Source organism: Vibrio sp. 2134-1 (assembly GCF_033339495.1).
Genome location: NZ_JAWOUS010001024.1, coordinates 1 through 503, shown reverse-complemented (window position 1 = coordinate 503; position 503 = coordinate 1). Strand labels below are relative to the sequence as shown.

The 503-nt window shown below is 45.5% G+C and carries 1 protein-coding gene; it reads left to right on the top strand.

Annotation, left to right across the window (positions count from 1 at the left end; translation table 11 throughout):
- Positions 1-42: 42 nt before the first annotated feature.
- The coding region (gene lolA, locus R7R78_RS29830) for an outer membrane lipoprotein chaperone LolA (RefSeq protein ID WP_225475055.1) at positions 43-503 on the top strand (461 nt) is incomplete at its 3' end.

Genomic DNA, 503 nt, shown 5'->3' with positions numbered 1-503 from the left:
GGTGATTAACTTTAGGTCTTTGACCCTCTGATCGTTATCTGAATGAAAAAACGATTTTCAGCGAAACTTTTCTCAGCGCTAGTTTTAAGCATTTCTTTCTTCTCTGCTGCAAATGCAGCCTCTCCAAAAGATGAACTGAACAAACGCCTCGCGATGAATGAGGGCTTCAGTGCCGATTTCTCTCAGCAAGTGATCAGCCCTGAAGGGGAAACGGTCATGGAAGGGGAAGGCACGGTTGAAATCGCTCGTCCAAGCCTGTTCCGTTGGAGCACGACATTCCCAGATGAGAACTTGTTGGTTTCAGACGGTAAAACTTTGTGGTACTACAGCCCGTTTATTGAGCAAGTTAGCATTTACTGGCAAGAGCAAGCGACCGAGCAAACACCATTTGTGCTCTTAACTCGCAACAGAGCAAGTGATTGGGATAATTATAAGATCTCCCAGAAAGGGAATGAATTTACGCTTATCCCAACCGCAGTAGACTCTACTCAAGGTCAGTTCCA